General features: G+C 63.4%; 20 protein-coding genes. 11 read left to right on the forward strand and 9 right to left on the reverse strand.

Features of this window, described 5'->3' with window-relative positions; all coding sequences use genetic code 11:
• Positions 1 to 101: 101 nt before the first annotated feature.
• Positions 102 to 1,166: a histidinol-phosphate transaminase gene (hisC, locus tag B5F88_RS00810; RefSeq protein ID WP_087341104.1), complete on the reverse strand. Its 1,065-nt coding sequence runs from the start codon at positions 1,164 to 1,166 to the stop codon at positions 102 to 104.
• On the reverse strand, positions 1,163 to 1,360 hold the full coding sequence (locus tag B5F88_RS00815) for a DUF951 domain-containing protein (protein WP_087341105.1): 198 nt from the start codon (positions 1,358 to 1,360) through the stop codon (positions 1,163 to 1,165). The genes hisC and B5F88_RS00815 overlap by 4 nt, the downstream gene beginning before the upstream one ends.
• Before the next feature lie 157 nt (positions 1,361 to 1,517).
• Between B5F88_RS00815 and B5F88_RS00820 the strand changes: the two genes are divergently transcribed.
• Positions 1,518 to 2,438, forward strand: a complete 921-nt coding sequence (locus tag B5F88_RS00820; protein ID WP_242959578.1) for a S1 RNA-binding domain-containing protein — start codon at positions 1,518 to 1,520, stop codon at positions 2,436 to 2,438.
• Positions 2,439 to 2,485: 47 nt separating this feature from the next.
• On the opposite strand, the gene guaB is transcribed toward B5F88_RS00820, so the two are convergent.
• The 3 genes from guaB to B5F88_RS00835 form a co-directional block, all read right to left on the reverse strand.
• A complete protein-coding gene (gene guaB, locus B5F88_RS00825) occupies positions 2,486 to 3,961 on the reverse strand; it encodes an IMP dehydrogenase (RefSeq protein WP_087341106.1) in 1,476 nt (491 codons plus the stop codon).
• Positions 3,962 to 4,022: 61 nt separating this feature from the next.
• The gene (locus B5F88_RS00830; RefSeq protein ID WP_242959579.1) at positions 4,023 to 4,760 is read right to left on the reverse strand and encodes an acyl-ACP thioesterase domain-containing protein; all 738 of its coding nucleotides are present in this window, start codon (positions 4,758 to 4,760) and stop codon (positions 4,023 to 4,025) included.
• A gap of 2 nt (positions 4,761 to 4,762) precedes the next feature.
• Positions 4,763 to 5,377 (reverse strand): hypothetical protein, encoded by a 615-nt coding sequence (locus B5F88_RS00835; RefSeq protein WP_087341108.1) that lies wholly within the window; start codon positions 5,375 to 5,377, stop codon positions 4,763 to 4,765.
• Between the two features lie 154 nt (positions 5,378 to 5,531).
• On the opposite strand from B5F88_RS00835, the gene spoVAD reads away from it, so the two are divergent.
• Together spoVAD and spoVAE are read left to right on the forward strand one after the other, a co-directional pair.
• Positions 5,532 to 6,554 (forward strand): stage V sporulation protein AD, encoded by a 1,023-nt coding sequence (gene spoVAD, locus B5F88_RS00840; protein ID WP_087341109.1) that lies wholly within the window; start codon positions 5,532 to 5,534, stop codon positions 6,552 to 6,554.
• The gene (spoVAE, locus tag B5F88_RS00845; RefSeq protein WP_087341161.1) at positions 6,554 to 6,922 is read left to right on the forward strand and encodes a stage V sporulation protein AE; all 369 of its coding nucleotides are present in this window, start codon (positions 6,554 to 6,556) and stop codon (positions 6,920 to 6,922) included. Before spoVAD ends, spoVAE begins: the two co-directional genes overlap by 1 nt.
• A 35-nt stretch (positions 6,923 to 6,957) precedes the next feature.
• On the opposite strand, the gene brnQ is transcribed toward spoVAE, so the two are convergent.
• Together brnQ and B5F88_RS00855 are read right to left on the reverse strand one after the other, a co-directional pair.
• Entirely contained in the window at positions 6,958 to 8,250 is a 1,293-nt protein-coding gene (gene brnQ / locus B5F88_RS00850; protein WP_087341110.1) for a branched-chain amino acid transport system II carrier protein, read from the reverse strand.
• Between the two features lie 79 nt (positions 8,251 to 8,329).
• The gene (locus B5F88_RS00855) at positions 8,330 to 8,500 is read right to left on the reverse strand and encodes a 4Fe-4S binding protein (protein ID WP_087341111.1); all 171 of its coding nucleotides are present in this window, start codon (positions 8,498 to 8,500) and stop codon (positions 8,330 to 8,332) included.
• Positions 8,501 to 8,642: 142 nt separating this feature from the next.
• On the opposite strand from B5F88_RS00855, the gene B5F88_RS20130 reads away from it, so the two are divergent.
• The 8 genes from B5F88_RS20130 to B5F88_RS00890 all read left to right on the forward strand — a co-directional run bounded on the left by B5F88_RS20130 (position 8,643) and on the right by B5F88_RS00890 (position 19,965).
• Entirely contained in the window at positions 8,643 to 8,834 is a 192-nt protein-coding gene (locus B5F88_RS20130; protein WP_140402033.1) for a hypothetical protein, read from the forward strand.
• Positions 8,827 to 11,310: an ATP-dependent Clp protease ATP-binding subunit gene (locus B5F88_RS00860; protein ID WP_087341162.1), complete on the forward strand. Its 2,484-nt coding sequence runs from the start codon at positions 8,827 to 8,829 to the stop codon at positions 11,308 to 11,310. The genes B5F88_RS20130 and B5F88_RS00860 overlap by 8 nt, the downstream gene beginning before the upstream one ends.
• Complete coding sequence (locus B5F88_RS00865; RefSeq protein WP_087341112.1) at positions 11,307 to 11,813, forward strand: DUF4358 domain-containing protein; 507 nt, start codon at positions 11,307 to 11,309, stop codon at positions 11,811 to 11,813. Before B5F88_RS00860 ends, B5F88_RS00865 begins: the two co-directional genes overlap by 4 nt.
• A 69-nt stretch (positions 11,814 to 11,882) precedes the next feature.
• Entirely contained in the window at positions 11,883 to 13,361 is a 1,479-nt protein-coding gene (gene malQ / locus B5F88_RS00870; RefSeq protein WP_087341113.1) for a 4-alpha-glucanotransferase, read from the forward strand.
• Positions 13,362 to 13,526: 165 nt separating this feature from the next.
• Positions 13,527 to 16,487, forward strand: coding sequence for an acyl-CoA dehydratase activase (locus B5F88_RS00875; RefSeq protein ID WP_087341114.1), 2,961 nt, complete (start codon positions 13,527 to 13,529; stop codon positions 16,485 to 16,487).
• Between the two features lie 175 nt (positions 16,488 to 16,662).
• A complete protein-coding gene (locus B5F88_RS00880) occupies positions 16,663 to 17,973 on the forward strand; it encodes a 2-hydroxyacyl-CoA dehydratase (RefSeq protein ID WP_087341115.1) in 1,311 nt (436 codons plus the stop codon).
• Positions 17,966 to 18,526 carry a GNAT family N-acetyltransferase gene (locus B5F88_RS00885; protein WP_087341116.1) on the forward strand — a complete coding sequence of 187 codons (561 nt, stop codon included), beginning with the start codon at positions 17,966 to 17,968 and terminating at the stop codon, positions 18,524 to 18,526. The genes B5F88_RS00880 and B5F88_RS00885 overlap by 8 nt, the downstream gene beginning before the upstream one ends.
• 95 nt (positions 18,527 to 18,621) lie before the next feature.
• Entirely contained in the window at positions 18,622 to 19,965 is a 1,344-nt protein-coding gene (locus B5F88_RS00890) for an MATE family efflux transporter (protein ID WP_087341117.1), read from the forward strand.
• On the opposite strand, the gene B5F88_RS00895 is transcribed toward B5F88_RS00890, so the two are convergent.
• Positions 19,962 to 20,576 carry a hypothetical protein gene (locus tag B5F88_RS00895; protein WP_242959580.1) on the reverse strand — a complete coding sequence of 205 codons (615 nt, stop codon included), beginning with the start codon at positions 20,574 to 20,576 and terminating at the stop codon, positions 19,962 to 19,964. The genes B5F88_RS00890 and B5F88_RS00895 overlap by 4 nt on opposite strands.
• 15 nt (positions 20,577 to 20,591) lie before the next feature.
• Positions 20,592 to 22,121 (reverse strand): NAD(P)H-hydrate dehydratase, encoded by a 1,530-nt coding sequence (locus B5F88_RS00900; RefSeq protein ID WP_087341118.1) that lies wholly within the window; start codon positions 22,119 to 22,121, stop codon positions 20,592 to 20,594.
• Positions 22,122 to 22,483 lie beyond the last annotated feature (362 nt).

Genomic DNA, 22,483 nt, shown 5'->3' on the forward strand with positions numbered 1-22,483 from the left:
CCCCATTATAAGAGGTCCCGTCCACAAAAAAGGTCAGAAGCGGTTGGGAATAAAAAAGTTCCGCCTGGACAATCCAGGCGGAACTGTATCTCTATGTACCCTCAAGCGCCCTCTATCATCTGGGTCAGGGCCTGACAGAGGGCCTCCATCTCCTGGTCGGTACCCACAGTAATTCGCAGGTAGTTGGAGATGCGGGGCTTGTCCCACCAGCGCACCAGAATGCCCCGCTCCCGCAGGCCGTCCAGCAGCACCTTGGCCGGAATATCAGGGTGAGAGATAAAGAGGAAATTGGCGGCGGAATCGCTGACCTCAAAGCCCATCCGCTTCAGGCGGTCAGCCGCCCAGTCCCTGGTGCTGGAGATCTTCATGGTGATCGCCCGCAGGTAATCCCCATCCCGCAGGGCCCCCTCCGCTCCCGCCAGGGCCAGCCGGTCCAGGGTATAGGAGTTAAAGGAATTCTTCACACTGTTCAGAGCGGCTATCAGATTCTCGTTGCCCAGGGCAAAGCCCACCCGCAGCCCCGCCAGGGCCCGGGATTTGGACATGGTCTGCACCACCACCAGATTGGGGTAGCTGTCAATCAGGGGCACGGCGGACTGGGCGCCAAAATCCACATAGGCCTCGTCCACGATCACCACCGACTCTGGATTTCCCTCCAGCAGCGTCCGGATATCGCACAGAGAGACCGCCCGGCCGGTGGGCGCGTTGGGATTGGCGATCACCACGCCCCCGTTGTCCCCCACAAAGGACTCCAGCGGCAGGCCAAAGCGTTCATCCAGCGGCACTTCCCGGTAGCTCAGGCCATACAGGTCGGCAAACACCGGATAAAAGCTATAAGTAACATCAGGAAACAGGATGGTGCGCTCGGGGTCGAAAAAGGCCTGAAAGCACAGGGCCAGCACCTCGTCGGAGCCATTGCCCACAAAGACCTGAGCGGGCTTCAGATCAAAGGTGGCGGCCAGCGCCTCCCGCAGAGAGGTGCACTCCGGGTCGGGATAGAGCCGCAGCGTCTCCCCCGCCGCCGCCCGAATGGCGGCCAGCGCTTTCTGAGAGGGCGGATAGGGGTTCTCATTGGTATTGAGCTTGATCCAGTTTCGCTGCCGGGGCTGCTCCCCCGGCGTGTATGGAACCAGGTCCCGCGCCCGCTTACTCCAATATTCCTTCATGTCTGTTGCCCCTCCCCGCTCCGTATGACCTTTTTCACACTCTTTTCCGCCTTGCTCCGGGGCAGCATCAGCTCATGGCCGCACCCCTGGCAGCGCAGACGGAAATCCATACCCACCCGCAGCACCGACCAGCGGCGGCTTCCGCAGGGATGCTCCTTTTTCAGCTCCAGCACATCGCCTACCTGAATATCCATGGGCAGCTCTCCTTCCCGTCCGCTTTATCACTATAAAGTATATTATAATTTCCCCCGTTCCCCCTGTCAATTCAAGGTTGCCCGGCGCATATACTGACCTGGCGAGAAAAAAACGTCCGGAACACAGAAAGGATTGGTTATATTGACGAGCCCATTTTTGCCCGAAGGGCGTCTGCTGCACACACCGGAAAATCAGGCCGCCTGCGCCTCGCCCGAGGGGCTGCGTCAGGCCATGAAGACGGGAGCGATTCTGGAGGGTATTGCCCTGTCCTGCGACGCCAGGCATGATCTCACCGTCTCTCTGGGGCCCTTTACAGGCCGGATCCCCCGGGAGGAGGCCGCCCTGGGCATCGCCGAGGGGGAAACCAGGGATATCGCCATTCTCTCCAGAGTGGGCAAGCCGGTATGCTTTACCGTGGAGGGCCTGGAAGGGCAGGACGGCCGGCTGGTCCCTCTGCTCTCCCGCCGCCGGGCCCAGCAGATGGCCCTGGAGCACATGCTGGCCCACTGGAGGCCCGGACAGATCATCCCCGCGGTGGTGACCCATCTGGAGCCCTTCGGAGCCTTTGTGGATATCGGCTGCGGCGTGGTTTCCCTGATCGGCATTGAGAATATTTCCGTGGCCCGCATCCCCCACCCCCAGGCCCGGTTTTCAGCGGGAGACGCTATTTACGCGGTGGTCCAGGATCTGGACCTGACCCACAGGCGGATTTACCTCACCCACAAGGAGCTGCTGGGCACCTGGCAGGAAAACGCCGGACAGTTTCATGCCGGTATGACTGTGCCCGGCGTGGTCCGGGGTATGAAGGAATACGGCGCGTTTGTGGAACTCACGCCCAACCTGTCCGGTCTGGCGGAGCACAGCCCCCTGCTCCAGGAGGGCGGGCGGGTATCGGTGTACATCAAGGCCATCCTGCCGGAGCGCATGAAGATCAAGCTGCTGGTGATCGACGCCCTGCCCCCTCTTTCCACCCCGGAGCCGCTGCGGTATTTTCTCACCCAGGGGCGGATCGACAAATGGAAATACGCCCCGCCCGGCTGCCGCAAAGTGGGCATGGAGTCCATCTTCTCCGATTGAGAAAGCGGCCGCCGTCCAAATGGACGGCGGCCGCTGTTTGACGCTTCTTATTGAGGATTGAGGGTGTAGTTGGGGGCTTCCTTGGTGATATAGATATCGTGGGGGTGGGACTCCTTCAGGCCGGCGGCGGTGATCTGCATGAACTGCGCCTTGGAGTGCAGCTCCTCCACATTGCGGCAGCCGGTATAGCCCATACCGGCCCGCAGGCCGCCCATCAGCTGGTACACTGTCTCTCCGGTCAGTCCCTTGTAGGGCACGCGGCCCTCCACGCCTTCGGGGACCAGCTTCTTGTTGTTCTCCTGGAAATAGCGGTCCTTGGAACCCTTGCTCATGGCGCCCAGAGAGCCCATGCCCCGGTAGACCTTGAACTGGCGGCCCTGATAGACCTCCGTATCCCCGGGAGACTCCTCACAGCCCGCCAGCAGGGAGCCCAGCATGACCACATTGGCGCCGGCGGCCAGAGCCTTGGCAATATCGCCGGAGTACTTCACGCCGCCGTCGGCGATGATGGGCACACCGTACTGCGCCGCCACGCAGGCGGCGTCATACACAGCGGTGATCTGGGGCACGCCGATGCCCGCCACCACACGGGTGGTACAGATGGAGCCGGGGCCGATGCCGATTTTCACACAGTCAGCGCCCGCCTCGATGAGGGCGCGGGTGCCCTCGGCGGTGGCCACATTGCCGGCGATCAGCTGCACGTCGGGATACAGAGCCTTCACCCGGCGGACACAGTCCAGAATGTTGTGGGAGTGGCCGTGGGCAGAGTCCAGACAGAGCACGTCGGCGCCCGCCTCCACCAAAGCCGCCACCCGGTCCAGCACGTCAGAGGTCACGCCGATGGCGGCGCCCACCAGCAGTCGGCCCTTCTCGTCCCGGGCAGAGTTGGGGTACACGGTGGCCTTCTCGATGTCCTTAATGGTAATCAGGCCCTTCAGGTGGAACTGCTCGTCCACAATAGGCAGCTTCTCCACCTTGTGGCGGCGCAGGATCTCCTTGGCCTCGTCCAGGGTGACCCCCTCATGGGCGGTAACCAGGTTTTCCTTGGTCATCACGTTGTCCACCAGCTGGCTCATATCGGTCTCAAACTTCATGTCCCGGTTGGTGATGATGCCGATGAGCTTGCCGTCCTTGCAGATGGGCACGCCGGAGATGCGGTACTTGGCCATAAGTTCATCCGCCTCCGCCAGCGTGTGGCCGGGCGCCAGCCAGAAGGGGTTGGTGATAACGCCGTTCTCGCTGCGCTTGACCATATCCACCTGCTCGGCCTGGGCCCCGATGGACATATTCTTGTGAATGATGCCGATGCCGCCCTCGCGGGCGATGGCGATGGCCATACGGTACTCGGTTACCGTGTCCATGGCGGCGCTCATCAGAGGAATGTTCAGCTGGATCTTACGGGTAAGCTGGGTATGCAGGTCGATGTCGGCAGGCAGGATGTTGCTCTCCGCGGGAATGAGCAGAACATCGTCAAAGGTCAGGCCCTGCCGGGTGAACTTCTGGCTTTGCTCGGTGTTGACCATAGTGCATCTCCTTTTCCTATCTTAAAAATTTTATCTATTTTACTCGATGGCGGCCGCCGCGTCAAGAGGGGAGCTGAGACAGGGCCACCGTGCCCTCAAACCGGCTCTTCCCCGAGCCGTCCGCGCCGTGGACATACCACAGCCCGTCCTGCTCCGCGGTGTAGAGCTCCAGCGTCTCCCCCGCCTGGCACTCGGCCAGGTATCCGATCTGAAGCGCGGAGACAAACCGCCCTGCCCCCAGCCGCTCCATATGCAGCGCGTCACAGATAAAATCGGCGTAGCGCACGTTATTGACATGGCCGTTGACATCGGTATCGCTGTAGTGCATCGCCCGCCGGTCAGCCAGCTCCATGTGCTGGGGCATCCGCAGATGGGAGATGGTTTTCTCCTTGCACAGCGTGCCGCCGTCCGTGCCCTGAAACTCCTCAATGCCGCTTATCCGGCCCAGGCGGTGGGTTTCGGCGTCGGCCGCCACCCAAACGGACACCGCCTCGCCTACCGGCGTACCGTTTACCAGCAGGTCGAAGTCCCGGTAGGTGGAGGCTCCTTTGCCGCCCCGGTGCCAGGTGCGCACCGACAGCCGTTCCCCCCACTTCAGGGGCCGGTCCAGCCGGTACCACAGCCGGGCCAGCATCCAGAACAGATGATACTTATTCATCATTTCCTCCCGGGAGGCGTGAAGCTCGCAGGCGGCCGCCACCGCAGCCTCCTGGAAGATCCCCAGCAGAGCGGAGGGGCGGCAGGTATACCACTGGTCCACATCCCTGGAGTCCACCCGGTATTCACCCTCGTAAAACACCCTTATCCCTCCCCGGTATTGCCGTGGATCAGCAGCCTGGTCTTGCAGCAGATGTCGTCGATGTCGCTGGAGGTGGCCGCCGGGAGCCGCATGGCTCCGCCGCAGTCGGCGCAGAACAGGTCAATGGAGCTGTAATTCACCTGCAGCTTCCACCGGTGGGAGCCGCAGGTACAGGAGATCCCGTCCCGCTGGGCGATCTCCTTCAGCTCAGAGAGCACCTCATGCATCACCAGCTCGTCCAGAAAGCTCCCCTTCTCGCCGTCGGACTCCAGCTTGCCCACCGCCTCCTCCAGACGACGGAGAGCAGCGAACACGGCTCCCTCCTCTCCAACATAGCAGCAGTCCAGGCCGGACTGGGCGCAGGAGAACGCCAGCACACGCTGGTGGAGAAAGGCCTGGGAAGAGCAGGTCACGGTATGATCCCGGCCACAGAACAGGCAGGGCACGGTAAGCTTGACCCGGTCCCCCATCATCTCCACCCGCAGGCTGGACTTGCCGCAGGGGCAGGACAAGGTATTGGCGGATGCGGCCAGCTGAAACACCGTCCGCTCCACCGCCACGCTCTGGCGGCAGGCGGGACAGAAATAGGCCAGGGTACGCTTGGGCTGCTGCTCCATGGTAGCCCTCCTTTTTTCGGTAAATCTGCGATATATTTATGTATTATAGCGCAATCGCCGCCGTTTGACCAGAGTTCACCCTATAAAATCCGCCCTCATATTTTCCCGGCTTTTCGTTCAAAATAGCACTATATGAGAAAAAAGGGATGAGGCTATGAACAAAAAGCGTCCCGGCGGTCAGACCGCCGAGCTCCCCTCCCGGCCCTGTCTGCTGTCCTGGGCCAGCGTGGTGGGAAAAAAAGAGAGCGAAGGTCCCCTGGCCGACACCTTTGACGTGGTGAGTCAGGACGACACCTTTGGCGAAAAGAGCTGGGAAAAGGCGGAGAGCGCCATGCAGAAGATGGCCCTGTCCACCGCCCTGAAAAAAGCCAACCTGGCCCCCGGCGCGCTGGATTACCTGCTGGCGGGCGATCTGCTCAACCAGTGTATTGGCTCCGCCTTCGCCGCCCGGGATCAGGACGTGCCCTTTCTGGGGCTGTACGGCGCCTGTTCCACCATGGCGGAGAGCCTGTCTCTGGCCGCCCTGCTGCTGGACGGCGGCTTCGGGGCGCATACGGCGGCCATGACCTCCTCCCACTTCTGCTCGGCGGAGCGGCAGTACCGCACCCCTCTGGAGTATGGCAGCCAGCGCACCCCCACCGCCCAGTGGACGGTCACCGGCTCCGGGTGCGTAATCCTGGGCCGGGAGGGACAGGGGCCCCGGATCACCCACGTCACTACCGGAAAAATTGTGGACAAGGGGATCAAGGACGCCAATAACATGGGCGCCGCCATGGCCCCCGCCGCCGCCGACACCATTCTGGCCCACTTCCGGGACACCGGCCGCAAACCCTCGGACTACGATCTGGTGATCACCGGCGATCTGGGCCAGCTGGGCCACCAGCTTCTGGCGGAGCTGCTGAACCAGCAGGGGCTTCAGCTCCCCAACCTGGCGGACTGCGGCACCCTGATCTACGACCTGAACAGCCAGGACGTTCACTGCGGCGGCTCGGGCTGCGGCTGCTCGGGGGCTGTGCTGTGCGGGCTGCTGCTCAACGGCATGCGGGACGGCCGGTGGAAACGCATCCTTTTCTGCGGCACCGGCGCCCTGCTCTCCCCCACCTCCACCCAGCAGGGAGAGAGCATCCCCTCGGTGTGTCACGGGGTGGCCATTGAACAGGAAAGGCAGGGAGCATGATGGAGCTGTTTGGAGAATATGCCCGGGCGTTTCTGTGCGGCGGGGTGCTGTGCCTCATCGGGCAGGTGCTCATCGACAGGACCAAGCTGACCCCCGCCCGCATTCTGGTGACCTACGTGGTGGCCGGGGTGGCGCTGGGCGGGCTGGGATTGTACAAATATATTGCCCAGTTCGGCGGAGCCGGAGCCACCGTACCCCTCACTGGCTTCGGCTGGCTGCTGTCCAAGGGGGTGGCCAGGGCGGTGGCGGAGCAGGGCGTGCTGGGAGCCCTCACCGGCGGCGTCACCGCCGCGGCAGGCGGGATCACTGCCGCGGTATTCTTTGGTCTGGTGGTGGCGCTACTCTTTAAGCCCAAGTCCAAATCGTAAAAAAGAGCGTCCGTGGCACACGGACGCTCTTTTTCCTAGTTCTGTCTGGAGGGCAAAATCAAGCCCAGCACAACGCCTACAGCGGCGGGCAGTACCCAGCCCAGGCCGATCGAGGCCAGGGGCATGAGCTTCAATACCTCCTCCAGGACGGGAAGAAAGCCCTTCAGCGCATCCAGCACGCTGAACACCCCGGCAAAAAGCACCCCCAGAGGATAGACCAGCCGCCTCCCCTCCAGCCAGCGGTGGAAGAAGGACAGCGCGATGAGCACGATGGCCATGGGGTAGAGAATGCCCAGCACCGGAGCGGACACCGAGATGATCTGGGCCAGCCCCGCGTTAGAGATCACCATACTCACCACCGCGAAGAGCACCGCCCAGCCCCGATAGCTCAGTTTGGGACAGATGGAATAAAAGTACTCGCCGCAGGAGCTGATAAGGCCCACGCACACGTTGAAGCAGGCAATAATAAAGATCCCGGCCAGCAGCACATTGCCCACCGGGCCAAAGAGCAGACCCACAATATTGGTGAGAGCCTGGGCTCCATCGGTTGGATTGGGAACTGCCCCGGCGGACAGCGCACCGATATGGGCCAGCATGCAGTAGACCACCAGCAGCATAATGCCGGCAATAACGCCAGCGCGGACGGTGCCCCGGACCACGGCCCCCTCCTCCTTCACTCCTCTGGCGCGGATGTTGACCGCGATGATGATGCCGAAGGCCAGCGCGGCAATGGTGTCCATGGTCTGATAGCCCTCCAGAAAGCCCTGGATCACCGGATGGGTCACATAGTTGCCGGCAGCCGGGCCATACCCCTCCAGCGGATTGACCAGACAGCCCGCAAAGGTAATGACAATCAGGGCCACCAGAATGGGACAGAGGATCTTCCCCAGCCGGTCTGTCAGTTTCTCCGGCCGCAGGGCGATGAGCAGCGCAACGGCAAAAAACACCAGGGAGTAGAGCAGCCGGAACAGAGGGATGGGGGCGTCCGCCCCCACAAAGGGGGGCACCGCCATCTCAAAGGAGGTAGTGGCGGTGCGGGGGATGGCCAGACAGGGGCCGATGGCCAGATAGGCGGCAATGGTAAAAGCCCGGGCAAACAGCGGATGCACCCGGCTGCCCAGGGTATCCATCCCGCCGGAGCGGGCCACCGCAACCACGCCCAGCACCGGCAATCCCACCGCGCTTACCGCCAGGCCCACCACCGCCAGCCAGGTGGCGGTGCCCGCCTGGGCGGCGATGCCCGGCGGGAAGATCAGGTTGCCCGCGCCAAAGAACATGGAAAATAGCGTAAGGCCCACCAAAACCAGGTTTTTCCCTCTCAGCTGCATCTCTCTACCTCCTGATTGGGGTTAAAAACAGCGGCACACCGGAAGGCGTGCCGCTGTTTTCCACTTTTATGCACCAAAATTAGCCCTGGGAAATAGCACCCGTGGGGCAGGTGTCGGCGCAGCTGCCGCAATCGATGCAGGAGCCGGCGTCGATGACGTAGTGATCGTCGCCCTGGGAGATAGCGCCCACGGGGCAAGCGCCCTCGCAAGCACCGCAGCTCACGCAGGAGTCGCTGATGACATAGGCCATTGGAATACACCTCCAAACTCTAAAACTATCGTTATTGTATCATAACTTTTTAAAATTGCAATGCTAAAATGCGCCGGTTATGGGTATATTTTTTCTCGGTGGGAAAAATAGAGGCCAAACGCCAAAGGAGGCGAAAGCATCCATGGAACATTCTTCCCCATTTCATATGGAGGCAGCGGGGAGCTTAACCCCCGATTTGAACGGCGCGCCGCGCAGCGGTACGCACCGGCAGAGAACAAAAGCGAAAGGGCGTGAATCGGCGCATGAAGCCCGTAAAACGGCAGAAAAAGCTCCTCTTTTGGAGCCGGAAAAAGCGAGGGACCGGCATGAATGACACCCGCTTCACCCAGCGGGCCCAGACCGCACTGCGCCTGGCCCAGCAGTGCTCCGCCGAGTTGGGCCACGGCTATGTAGGCAGCGAGCACCTGCTGCTGGGGCTGGCCCGAGAGGGCAGCGGCGTGGCGGCCAAGGTGCTGCTGGCCGCCGGACTGGACCCGGAGACCCTGAAGGGGGCCATTGCCGGGCTGGTGGGCACCGGGGACAAGGGCGCCGCCCCCTCCCAGGGGCTGAGCCCCCGGTGCAAGAAGATCATCGAGCTCTCCCTCACCGAGGCCGCCCGGCTGGGCCACCATTTTGTGGGCACCGAGCACCTGCTGCTGGGTATTCTCCGGGAGGGGGACGGGGTGGCGGTGCGGGTGCTGGCCAACATGGGGGTGGAGCCCCGGCGGCTGCGGGCCGACGTCACCGCCGCCATGGGCGGAGATCCCTCCTCCTCCCCCTTTCGTGGAACCGGGCGGCCCAGGGAGCGGGAATACGGCGGGGACACCAAGCTGCTGGACCAGTTCTGCCGGGATCTGACCCGGCTGGCCGCCAGCGGCGTGCTGGACCCGGTGATCGGCCGGGACCGGGAGATCGGGCGCGCCATCCAAATTCTGGCCCGGCGGCAGAAAAACAACCCCGCCCTGATCGGGGAGCCCGGCGTGGGCAAGACCGCCGTGGCCGAGGGGCTGGCCTGGCGGATTGCCACCGGCCAGGTACCCGACGACCTGCAGGGCAAACGGCTGCTGTCCCTGGACCTGTCCTCCATGGTTGCGGGCACCAAATACCGGGGAGAATTCGAGGAGCGGGTGAAAAACATTCTGGCGGAGGTGCGCCGGGCCGGGGGCATCATCCTGTTCATTGACGAGCTGCATACCATTGTGGGGGCCGGCTCCGCCGAGGGGGCCATCGACGCCGCCAACATCATCAAGCCCGCCCTGGGCCGCGGGGAGCTCCAGGTCATCGGTGCCACCACCACCGACGAGTACCGGCGGTATATCGAAAAGGACGCCGCCCTGGAGCGGCGGTTCCAGCCGGTGGTGGTGAGCGAGCCGGACAACGACACCGCCCGGGCCATCCTGCTGGGCCTGCGGGACCGGTACGAGGCCCACCACAAGCTGACCATTACCGACGGCGCCATTGACGCCGCCATTTCCCTGTCCACCCGCTATATCGGGGACCGGCGGCTGCCCGACAAGGCCATCGACCTGATGGACGAGGCCGCCTCCCGGGTACGGATGGAGCGGCTGGCCACCCCGCCGGACCTGCAGGCGCTGGAGGAGCGCACCTTCCGCACCAGGCGGGAAAAGGAGGAGGCCATCCGGGATCAGGACTTTGAAAAGGCCGCCATGCTCCGGGACGCGGAGGAGGATTTTCAGCGGGAGCTGGAGCAGCAGAAGGCCAAATGGCACTCCGGCCAGAACACCGGTTCGGTGACAGCGGAGGATGTGGCGGCGGTGGTGGCCGGCTGGACCGGCATCCCCGTCACCACCCTGACCCAGGCCGAGAGCGACCGGCTGCTCAGCCTGGAGGAGGTGCTCCACCGGCGGGTGGTGGGGCAGCAGGACGCCGTGCAGGCGGTGGCCCGGGCGGTACGCCGGGGACGGGTGGGGCTGAAGGAACCCGGCCGCCCCACCGGCTGTTTCCTCTTTCTGGGGCCCACCGGCGTGGGCAAGACCGAGCTGTGCAAGGCCCTGGCCCAGGCCATGTTCGGCAGCGAGGAGGCCCTGCTCCGCTTCGACATGTCGGAGTATATGGAAAAGCACGCCGTCTCCCGGCTCATCGGCTCGCCGCCGGGCTACGTAGGGCACGAGGAGGGAGGCCAGCTCACCGAGCAGGTCCGCCGGAGGCCCTACTGCGTGGTGCTCTTTGACGAGGTGGAAAAGGCCCATCCGGATATCTGGGGCATTTTGCTCCAGATGATGGAGGACGGCGTGGTCACCGATGCCCAGGGGCGAAAGGCCGATTTCAAAAACGCCATTGTGGTGCTCACCTCCAACGTGGGCGCCCAGCGGATCACCGCCAGAGGCGGACGGCTGGGCTTCTCCGCCGCCCGGCACACCGACGGCCAGACCCGCTCGCCGGAGGAGCTGAAAGACGCGGTCATGGAGGATCTGAAGCAGACCTTCCGTCCGGAGCTGCTCAACCGCCTGGATGAGACCATTGTCTTTACCCAGTTGGGCCGGGGAGAGATCCGGGCCATCGCCCGGCGGATGCTGGAGCAGGTGGGCCGCCGGCTGGAGGCCCTCGGGGTAACCCTGACCTGGACCGACGAGGCGCTGGATACCCTGGCCAAGCTGGGCTTTGACCCGGACTACGGCGCCCGTCCCCTGCGCCGGGCTATCCGCTCCGGCGTGGAGGACCCCGCCGCCGAGGGCCTGCTCAGCGGCGCGCTCCAGGCGGGCGGCTCGGCTCTGATTTCCTGCGAGGAGGGCAGGCTGGCCCTCCGCTTCTCTCCCCCGCCAGCCATTACAAAGGAGGAATCTGTATGAACACATCCCGTATCGCAACCTTGACATTAACCCTGCTTCTGCTCTCCGGCTGCGGCACCGCCGGAACGCAGCTTGCCCCGGAGCAGCGTACCGAGCTGTACCGCACCGCCATCGAGAACGCCAGAGACCAGGACCTGAACGACGCCATCCCCGTTGTCACCTCCACCGAGGACGATGTGGGCCAGGCTACCTTTGACATCCTGGGCCTGGATCCGGCGGACTGCTCCGCCTGCGCCCTGTCGGTGTCCATGATGAACGTCAAGGCCTATGGCATCGCCGCGGTCTATCCCGTTGACGGGCGGGAGGAGCAGGTCCGGGAGGGTCTGTCCGCCTTTATCGACATGCAGCAGCAGAATTTTCAGATGTATCTGGCCGACCAGTACGACATCGCCCAGGCCGCCCGGCTGGAAACCCTGTCCGACGGAACCATTCTGCTGGTGATGTGCCAGGACCAGGACAAGGTCTTTGAGCACATCCGCTCCGCCATCGAGGAAACGGACTGAGCCTTGCGGTCCGGCAGGGAAAGAGGTATAATGTAAAAGTTCATCAATCTTTTTACAGGAGGCCTGTTTATGCAAGCAAGAGCCAGCGGTATCCTCCTTCCCGTCTTTTCCCTGCCCGGACCCTACGGCATCGGGAGCCTGGGCAAGTCCGCCCGGCAGTTCATCAATTTCCTGTCCGACGGAAAGCAAAAATTCTGGCAGATCCTGCCCCTGGTACCCCCAGGCGGCGGGGACTCCCCCTATATGTCCCCCTCCTCCTTTGCTGGCAATCCCCTGCTGCTGGACCTGGAGCTGCTCCAGGAGGAGGGACTGCTTACCCAGGATGAGCTGAACTCCGCCCGTTGGAACAACCCTGACCGGGTGGACTACGCCTGGCTCCATCAGACCCGGCTCCCCCTGCTCCGAAAGGCCTGGGATCGGGGGCGGGAGGTATACGCCCCCCTGCTGGACAAATTCCTGGAGGACGAGGCGGACTGGCTGCCCGACTACGCCCTGTTTATGGCCCTGCGGGACCGCTTCGGGGGCAAGCCCCTGGCGGAGTGGCCGGACGAGGCCCGGCTGCGCCGGCCGGAGGCCATGGAGCGCTACCGCACGGAGCTTGCGGAGGAGTGCCGGTTCCAGGCCTTCCTGCAGCTGCTCTTCTTCCGCCAGTGGACAGCCATCAAGGCCTACGCCAATTCCAAAGGCATCTCCATCATCGGAGACCTCCCCATCTACGTCTCCCCTGACAGCGCCGAGGTATGGAGCGAGCCGGAGCTGTTCCAGCTGGGCGAGGATATGACCCCGTCCGCTGTGGCGGGCGTGCCGCCGGACGCCTTCTCCGATCTGGGCCAGCACTGGGGCAACCCGCTCTACGACTGGGCATACCACAAAAAGACCGGCTTTGCCTGGTGGAAGCGGCGGGGCACCCACATGGCCCGGCTGTATGATGTGGTACGCATCGACCACTTCCGCGCCTTCCACACCTACTGGTCCATTCCCAGCGGAGCCCCTGACGCCAGGGCGGGCCACTGGGAGCAGGGACCGGGCAACGCGTTGCTGGACACGCTGAAAAATGTGTCCGGCCTGGCCCTTATCGCCGAGGATCTGGGCGCGCTGGACGCCGACGCCCTAGCCTTTATCGCCCAGAGCGGCCTGCCCGGCATGAGGGTTCTGGTATACGCCTTCGCCCCGGTGGGTGAGAGCTCCTATCTGCCCCACAACTGCCCCCGGGACGCCGTGGTCTACACCGGCACCCACGACACCCCCACCTTTGTCCAGTGGCTCTTTTCCGAGGCCAGCCCCGCCGAGCGGGACTACGCCTTCGATTACCTGCGGCTGCGGGAGGACGAGGGCTTCGGCTGGGGCGCGGTGTGCGGCGCCTGGATGTCCCCCTGCCGCCTGGCCATTGCCCCCATGCAGGACCTGCTGGGCCTGGGTGGGGACGCCCGGGTCAACGCCCCCGGCACCACGGGACCCCACAACTGGTCCTGGCGGGTGCGGGGGGAGGCTCTTAATCCCTCTGTATCCGGAAAGCTGGCCAGGATCACCCGTACCTACCGCCGGTAACCGTCAATTTTTACAAAAGCCAGCCCTGGGGGAATGCGGCATCTGCCGTATTCCCCCTTTTCCGGTGGTATTTCCTGTATTTCTCGCTTTGGGCTTGTAAAAATGAAAGTTTTGTTATATTATGATGGGTGCGAAATTCATTATGAAAGATAAACGGGTGAATTTATGAGCCTTCGGATCGGAATTGATATCGGCTCCACCACCGTCAAGGTCGTGGTGCTGGACGAACAGAATAAGCTGCTGTTCCGCTCCTATGAGCGGCATTATTCCAAAGCCCGGGAGCGGGCGGCGGAGACCCTGCGCTCCATTACAAACAAGCTGGCAGGCCAGCAGGTGCGCATGGTCATCACCGGCTCCGCCGGTCTGGGCGTGGCCAAGGCGGCGGACATTGACTTCGTGCAGGAGGTTTACGCCACCGCCGCCGCCGTCAACCAATACATACCAGACACCGACGCGGTGATCGAGTTGGGCGGCGAGGACGCCAAGATCATCTTCTTCGGCGGCGCTCTGGAGGAGCGGATGAACGGCTCCTGCGCCGGAGGCACCGGAGCCTTCATCGACCAGATGGCCACCCTGATGAACGTCACGGTAACCGAGCTGGATCAGCTGAGCCTGAAGCACGAGAAGATCTACCCCATCGCCTCCCGCTGCGGCGTGTTCGCCAAGAGCGATATCCAGCCCATCCTCAACCAGGGCGGCCGGAAGGAAGACGTGGCGGCCTCCATCTTCCAGGCGGTGGTGGACCAGACAGTTGCCGGACTCACCCAGGGCCGGGAGCTGAAGGGCAAGATCGTGTTCCTGGGCGGCCCCCTCCACTTCCTCATGGGCCTGCGCCAGCGGTTTATTGAGACTCTGAAGCTGGACGAGGAGCACGCCATCTTCCCCGAGGACGGGGACTGTTTTGCCGGCATCGGCGCAGCCCTGTGCGCCTCTGACTACGGCGAGCAGCTTTTTGACGACGTGCTGGACCGTCTGGAGCGCAGCGTGGACAACGTGGGTCTGGTGGACACCATGCCCCCCCTCTTTGCCAGCAAGGCCGACTATGAGGCCTTCACCGCCCGGCACAACGCCATGCACCCCCCGGAGGTGGATATCCACACCTACACTGGCGACGCCTGGCTGGGCATCGACGCCGGCTCCACCACCACCAAGATGGCCCTCATTACCGCCGACGGCGGGCTGCTGTACACCTACTACCACTCCAACCTGGGCAACCCGGTGGCGGTGGTGCTGGACCAGCTGAAGGAGATCTATCCCCTGTGCGGCGACCGGATCACCATCCGGGGCGCGGCGGTCACCGGCTACGGGGAGGATCTGGTGAAAAACGCCTTCAGCTGCGACGCGGGCCTGGTGGAGACGGTAGCCCATTACAAGGCCGCCGCCCATTTTAACCCCGACGTGGATTTCATCATCGACATCGGCGGCCAGGACATGAAGTGCTTCAAGATCCGCAACGGCGCGGTGGACTCCATCATGCTCAACGAGGCCTGCTCCTCCGGCTGCGGCTCCTTTATCGAAACCTTTGCCAAGGCGCTGGGCTACTCCATCGCCGACTTCGCCAGACTGGGCCTGTTTGCCCGGCACCCGGTAAATCTGGGCTCCCGCTGCACCGTGTTCATGAACTCCAGCGTGAAGCAGGCCCAGAAGGACGGAGCCAGCGTGGAGGATATCTCCGCCGGCCTGTCCATCTCCATCGTCAAGAACGCGGTATACAAGGTCATCCGGGCCGCCAGCGCCGATGATCTGGGCCGCCACATCGTGGTTCAGGGCGGTACCTTCCACAACGACGCGGTGCTCCGGGCCTTTGAGCTGGAGCTGGGCCGCAACGTGACCCGGCCCACTATCGCGGGCATCATGGGGGCCTTCGGCGCCGCCCTGTACGCCCGGGATCTGCACCTGGAGAAGAGCGCGATGCTGACCATGGAGGACCTGAAGAGTTTCTCCCACACCGCCAAACCCACCACCTGCAACCTGTGCACCAACCACTGCTCCCTCACCGTCAACACCTTTGACGGCGGACGGCGGTTCATCTCGGGCAATCGGTGCTCCCGTCCCCTGGGCAAGGCCAAGGTTGAGAACCCGGACCTGATGGTCTATAAGTACAAAAAACTCCGGGCCCTGGAGGGCAAAGGGACCGGAAACGGGGTCCGGGGAAAAATGGGCATTCCCTTCGGTCTCAACATGTACGAGAATCTGCCCTTCTGGTTCACCTTCTTCACCAAGCTGAACTTTGAGGTGGTCCTCTCCCCCGAGTCCTCCCGGAAGCTCTACCTGAAGGGACAGCACACCATTCCCTCCGATACCGTGTGCTACCCCGCCAAGCTGCTCCACGGCCATGTGGAGGCCCTGGTGGACGCCGGCGTGGACGCCATCTGGTACCCCTGCATGTCCTACAACAACGACGAGGGCATCGGCGACAACCATTACAACTGTCCGGTGGTGGCCTATTACCCCGAGCTGCTGGCCGCCAACGTGCCCATTCTGAAGCAGGTCAAGTATCTGGACCCCTACGTGGGCCTGTGGCGGCACAAGGACTTCGGCAAGCGCATCGCCCTGCTGATGGAGGAGACGTTCGCCATCCCCAAGCGGGAGACCGAGCGGGCGGTAAAGGCCGCCTATGAGGCCTATGACGCCTACCTCCACGACGTGCGGGAGACCGGCAAGCAGTACATCCAGTACGCCCGGGAGCACCACATGCCCATTGTGGTGGCCTGCGGCCGGCCCTACCACATTGACCCGGAGATCAACCACGGCATCAACGACCTCATTACCTCCTTCGGCTTTGTGCTGGTCACCGAGGACGCCCTCAGCTATCTGGAGGGCTACGCCCCCCGGAAGGTGCTCAACCAGTGGACCTTCCAGAGCCGGATGTACAACGCCGCCCGGTATGTGTGTACCCAGAACGACATGCAGGTGGTGCAGCTGGTCAGCTTCGGCTGCGGCACCGACGCCATCACCACCGACGAAATGCGGGACATCCTGGAGAAAGGCGGCAAGCTTTACACCCAGCTGAAGATCGACGATATCAGCAATCTGGGCGCGGTCCGGATCCGGATTCGCTCCCTGATGGCGGCCATGGAGGCCCGCAAAGCGGCTCCAACGTCAGGTAAAGAATCACGTTCCTAAGGAGTGCGTTGCGCGACGCGTTCCGTTGCCCGTTCTCTCACCGACCTGGCGCTCTCCCTCAGTTATAGCCAAAATGAGAATACGCTTTCCCTATATTTCCGCACCAGCAATATAGACGGCGCCTACGACTATCAGGCAGAATACTGGTAATCCCTCCAGCGAAAGGAACGAATCAATGGCACAGTTAGTTTATGATAAAAATGGGCGGCTCCTGTTTACCCAGGAAATGAAAAAGGAGTACACCATCCTCTTCCCCACCATGCTCCCCGTTCATTTCGGTCTGATGGCCCGGATCATCGAGGCCGAGGGCTACAAGGTGGAAATGCTTACTACCAATCACCGCAATATCGTGGACGAGGGGCTGAAATACGTCCACAATGACACCTGCTACCCTGCCCTGCTGGTCATTGGACAGCTTATCGATGCGGTGAAAAGCGGCAAGTATGACCCCCACAAAGTAGCTCTGCTCATTACTCAGACCGGCGGCGGCTGTCGGGCTTCCAACTATATCCATCTGCTGCGCAAAGCCCTGGTAAAGGCCGGGCTGGAGTTCGTGCCTGTCATCTCCCTGAACATGTCCGGTCTGGAGCACAACCCTGGCTTCAAGCTGGGCTTGGGCACCCTGCGGAAGGCAGTGTTCGCCATGATGTATGGCGATATCATCGTTCAGACCGCCAATCAGGTGCGGCCCTATGAGGTAAACCCCGGCCAGACCGACCAGACTATTGAGAAGGTGGAAGAGCATCTGCTGGCCGAGATGAGCCAGGGCAAGGGCCTGTCCTTCAAAAGCATGGTGGCCAATTTCGACCATATTGTGGCCGCCTTTAAGGCCATTCCCGTGGCTGGGGAGCCCAAGGTTCGCGTGGGCGTGGTGGGTGAAATCTACATCAAGTACTCCCCCCTGGGCAACAACAACCTGGAGCAGTTCCTCCTGTCCGAGGGAGCGGAACCGGTGGTACCCGGCCTCACCGACTTTATCATCTTCAAGATCTACAACCGCGAGGTGGATGTGAACATCTACGGCGGCAAGTGGGTGAAGAAGAAGGCCTGCCAGGTGCTGAAGGGCTACGTGGAGAAGTGCCAGCGGGCCATGATCGCCGCCATGAAGAAGGGCGGCTTCCGTGCACCCGGCACCTTTGAGGACCTGCGGCAGCTCATCAAGGGCTACCTGGGCGAGGGCAACAAGATGGGCGAGGGCTGGCTGCTCACCGCCGAGATGCTGGAGCTCATCCACTCCGGCACACCCAATATCGTCTGCACCCAGCCCTTCGGCTGCCTGCCCAACCACATTGTGGGCAAGGGCATGATCCGCAAACTGAAGGACGACTACCCCTACTCCAACATCGTGGCCATCGACTACGACCCCGGCGCCACCAAGATCAACCAGGAAAACCGCATCAAGCTGATGCTGGCCAACGCCCGTGGCCTGGCCAAGCAGGAGGCGGAGCGGCAGCAGGAGGAGGTCAGGGAGGCCGCCCATGCCTGAGCTCCGCTTCGTGGATGCCGCCACGGAGGCGCACTTTGCAGCCATGAGCGCCATCCACTGCCAGGGCTGGCGGGCCGCCTACCCCGGCTTTGTGCCCGACGACTACCTGCGGGATGTGACCACCGAGGACCACTGGCTCCCGTTTTTCCGGGAGGACCACGCCACCGGGCGGTGCCGCGGCCTGCTGCTCTATGACGGCGAAAGGCCGGTGGCCTGCTGCAATTACGGGCCGGTCCGCTCCGGCCCCAGCCCCCGGCAGAGCGAGGAGCTGATCATTGACTCCAGCGCCTACTCCGGCTGGGGTGAGGTGATCTCCCTTTACACCGAGCCCACCCACACAGGCCAGGGCTACGGCTCCCTCCTGCTGGAGGAGGCCCTTTGCCGCCTGCGGGCTGCGGGATATCCCGGCTGCACGCTGTTTGTACTGCGGGAAAACGCAGACGCCCGGCGGTTTTATGAGCGCCACGGCTTTGCCTGGGACGGCACCGTTCAGCTGGTGCCCTTCCCTCACCACATGATCTGTCACGATCTGCGCTACATCCAAACATTTTAACCCCCCACGGGCTGCTACGCCGTGGGAAAAAACGGGTATCGGGGCACGCGGAAGCGTACCCCGATACCCGTTTTGGTGTGACTGGAGGAATTTCCTTGAACGAAAATAAAATGGCTGTGATGCCGGTACGCCGGCTGCTGCTCAATATGTCCTGGCCCATGATGCTGTCCATGCTGATCCAGGGCCTTTACAACCTGGTGGACAGCATGTTTGTCGCCAAGCTCAGCGGGGACAGCTTTGTGGCCCTGTCCCTGGTGTACCCGGTGCAGACCCTGATGATCGCCGTATGCGTAGGCGTGGGAGTGGGCTTCAACGCCCTGCTCTCCCGGAGGCTGGGAGAGGGCCGCCGGGAGGAGGCCGACCGGGTAACCGCCAACGGCTATTTCCTCTATCTGGTCTGCTGGCTGGTCTTTCTGGTTCTGGGGGTCAGCCTGGCCCGGCCCTTCCTGACCCTCTTTTCCGACGTGCCCCAGGTGGTGACCTACGGCAGCCAGTATCTGGCCATCGTCACCGGCGCCTCTCTGGGAATCTGTATGCAATTTGCCGGTGAGCGCACCCTGCAGGCCACCGGAAATACAGTGGGACCCATGGTGATCCAGGGCATCGGCGCGGTGATCAACCTGATCCTGGACCCCCTGCTTATCTTTGGCATAGGCCCCTTCCCCAAGCTGGAGGTGGCGGGCGCCGCCATCGCCACGGTGACGGGGCAGCTGGTAGGCATGGTGGTGGGACTGGTGATGGTGCGGCGCACCCCCTCCGTCACCCTGTCCTTCCGAGCCTTCCGGCCTGTTCCCGCCATTCTGGCCGACATGCTGCGGGTGGGTATCCCGGCGGCCATGGTACAGGCCCTGGCCACGGTAATGAACCTGGGAATGAATCTGATCCTCCCCCTGTTCACCTCCGCCGGCGTCTTTATTCTGGGGGCCTACTTCAAGCTCCAGTCCTTCCTGTTCATGCCGCTGTACGGCATCACCAACGCCCTGGTGCCCATCATCACCTTCAACTACGGGGCCCGATACAAGGCCAGGATCACCGGCACCATCCGTTTCGCCCTGTCCCTGGCCGTAGGCCTGATGGCAGTGGGCACTGTGGTGATGCTGCTGCTGCCCGGGCCGCTGCTGGGCATCTTTGAGGCCGACGCCGCTGTGCTGGCCGAGGGGATTCCCGCCCTGCGGACCATCGCCCTGTCCTTCCTGTGCGCCGGGGTCTCCATTGTGCTGTGCTCCGCCCTCCAGGCTCTGGGCTCCGCCAACGCCAGCCTGGTCATCACCCTGCTGCGGCAGGTGGCCCTTCTCCTCCCCGCCGCCCTGGTCCTGGGCGCCATCCGCACCGGACTGGTATGGGCTTCTTTCCCGGTTGCCGAGCTGCTCTCCTGCGCTGTGGCGCTCCTCCTCTGCCGGAGCGTGCTCCATCGGAGGCTGGATGGGCTGGAAGCCTAGCCCTCCGCGCCCGGAGTCAGCTGAAAGTCCGAAAAGGTGCACTGAATCACCGTATAGCCGTCCTGGGACAGCTCCCCTCGGAGCAGGGCGTGGGTATCCGGGTCAAACCAAAGGGCGCACTCCCGGCCGGTGCCCGGCTGGGCCTCCGGATCCCGGCAGTCCACCCGGAGCACCTCCCGCTCTCCCAGGGTCTCCAGACCGCAGGCGGCGATGTAGCCGGTCTGGGCGTAGTCCAGCAGTACCGGCACTGACGATACCGGACTCAGGCCGGTATCGTCCAGGGGGCCGGTTTCCACCCGCGCTCCGTCATACTCCAAATAGGCCTGGTCCTGCGCCAGCCGGGCCGTAACTCCGGCCACGTTCTCCGGCGCGGTAATGGTGAGCGCACTCTCCCCCTCCCGCTGCCAGGTCAGGTCCACGCCAAAGTCGTACACCCGCTGGCCATAGTCCGCGGTCACCTCCATGGAGGCGGTACAACCCGCCATTTCCAGATACTCCGCCCGGATATCCAGGGCCAGCTGCTCGGCCTGACTCCCCCCTTCCCCGCCGCAGCAGGTCAGGGTCAGACAGAGGGCTATCGTCAAGGTACATACTCCCAACCAGCGGCCCACAGACCACCCTCCTTTTTACTCCATATGCATTCGGATCACCCGGGGCAGGGCGGCCACCAGATCAGAGGGGGTCATGCCGTATTCCCCAATCTCGGCGGCGCACAGGTCGCCGGCGGCGCCGTGGAGCCACACTGCCAGGGGCACCGCCTGCCGGGCGGGCATCCCCTGGCCCAGCAGGGACAGGATGATGCCGGACAGCACGTCCCCGCTGCCACCCTTGGCCATACCAGGATTGCCGGTGGTATTGACGTAGGCGGTGCCGTCGGGGAAGGCGGTAATGGTGCCGTGCCCCTTGAGGACCAGACAGCAGCCATGCTCCATGGCAAAGCGTCGTGCCTCCCCCAGCCGGTCTCCGCCGGACAGGTCGCCTCCCAACCGGGCAAACTCCCCGTCATGGGGGGTCAGAATGGTGTGCAGTCCCTTCCGCTCGTCCAGTACATCTATATGTCTCTCCAGGGCGTTTATGCCGTCGGCGTCCAGCACCACCGGCACATGGATCTCCCGCAGCAGTTGGCGCACCACCGCCGACACCCCGTTGCCCCGGCCCAGTCCGGGACCGATGAGGCAGACGCCGCAGCCGTCCAGGCGGCCATGGACCGCCTCCCCGGCCTCCAGGGAGAGCTGCCCTTCTTTCCCGGCGGGCAGCGGATAGGGCATGGCCTCCTCCAGCTTGGCGGCGGCAACCGGCCAGACGGGGGCGGGCACCCCCACCGTCACCAGTCCCGCGCCGGAGCGCACCGCCGCCTGGGCCGCCAGCACTGGGGCTCCGGAGTAGCCTACGCTGCCTCCCAGAATGTAGCACTTGCCGAAATCACCCTTGTGGGCATCCAAAGGCCGGCGGGGGAAACGGGCCTCTCCCTCTCCCACGCTGCACACCGGGCAGTCCGCTCCATTTACCAGGTCCGCCGGGATCCCGATGTCCGCCACCACCAGCTTGCCGGTGTGCAGGCCGCCCTTACCCACAAAATGGCCCACCTTGGGCAAAGTAAAGGTAACAGTGGCCGCCGCCTCCACCGCCGCTCCCAGTACCCGGCCGGTGTCGGTCTCCACCCCGCTGGGTATGTCGGCGGACACCACCGGAATGTCGCAGGTGTTCATCATATGGATGGCAGTCAGAGCGTCCCCCTCCACCCCACGGCGGAGGCCGGTGCCGAAGATAGCGTCCACCATGGCGCCGCACTCCAGGCACCAGACGGCAAAGGCCCCGTCGTCCGGCTGGAAGGGCTCCAGCTTCCCTCCGGCCGCTGCCAGTTTGGCCTCCATGGCCCGGGTATCCATGGTCATTTTCTCGTGGCTGCCCACCAGAACGCAGCGCACCTCAAATCCAGCCTCCAACAGCAGCCGGGCGCAGGCCACCCCGTCGCCGCCGTTGCTGCCCGGGCCGCAGAAGCACACCACCCGGCCGGGGGTGTCCCCCATCAGGGCCATCACCTCATCGGCTACCGCCGCCGCCGCCCGTTCCATCAGGTCGGTGGAGGGGATCTTTCGCTCCTCTATGGCCACCCGGTCCATCTCCCGACTCTGTTCCGCTGTGACGATCCGCATCCTGTTCACGCTCCCAATTTGTTATACTTGCTGTGGTTCGGCTCCATTATATGCGCACGGCCCTTTCCCGTCAATTTTTATCTTGCACTTTGGAGAAATCTGTGATATATATAGTTTTACATGCGAAGAAGGGAAAAAGATCGGTTCCCGACCCGTCAGAGAGCGTCCGTCACCGGCTGAAAGCGGATGCAGGGTTCGGCCCCCTCGGTTCGTCCCGGAGCGGCCCTGGAGACAGGGACGGCGTGGCCCCACGTTATCGGGGCTGAGAGTGCCCGCCAGAGGCGGGAATTGCGGGTGGTACCGCGGAAGGTTTGCCTTTCGTCCCAGGTTTTGGGAGGAAGGGCTTTTTTCATGTCAAAAAA

The organism is Flavonifractor sp. An306, assembly GCF_002159455.1.
Taxonomy (GTDB): domain Bacteria; phylum Bacillota; class Clostridia; order Oscillospirales; family Oscillospiraceae; genus Flavonifractor.